The organism is Psychrobacter sp. 1Y4 (genome assembly GCF_051847555.1).
Genome location: NZ_JBPYDE010001102.1, coordinates 1 through 530, shown reverse-complemented (window position 1 = coordinate 530; position 530 = coordinate 1). Strand labels below are relative to the sequence as shown.

The 530-nt window shown below is 42.6% G+C and carries 1 protein-coding gene; it reads right to left on the bottom strand.

Going from position 1 to position 530, the window contains the following annotated elements:
- Positions 1 to 137: 137 nt before the first annotated feature.
- The coding region (locus ACS8FC_RS20625) for a formyltetrahydrofolate deformylase (protein WP_439298155.1) at positions 138 to 530 on the bottom strand (393 nt) is incomplete at its 5' end.

Genomic DNA, 530 nt, shown 5'->3' with positions numbered 1-530 from the left:
GTTAGCGATTGGCTTTGTGGGTAGTAAGTTTGTTTTGGAAATGCTGATATAAAATATATCTTCATAAGAAAGGCGGTTAGTGGCAACAGTTACTAACCGCCTTTCTTACTTTTGAACTGGTTTCTTACTGAATTTTACTAGTTAAAAACCACGGTCTTGTTACCTGCCACAATCACACGGTTTTGCACATGCCAATTGACAGCACGAGCCAATACATTGCGTTCGATATCACGTCCAATCGCACGTAATTCTGTTACTCCTTGGCGATGGGTCACACGGTGTACATCTTGCTCAATGATAGGGCCTTGATCAAGCTCAGCAGTCACATAGTGCGCTGTTGCGCCAATTAGCTTAACACCTTTATCATAAGCCTGACGATAAGGATCTGCACCCACAAACGCAGGCAAGAACGAGTGATGAATGTTGATTACTTGCATCGGCCAACGTTTAACAAAATCTGACGATAATATCTGCATATAGCGCGCCAGCACTAATAAGTCATTACCTGCCATCAACTTATGGATTTGCTC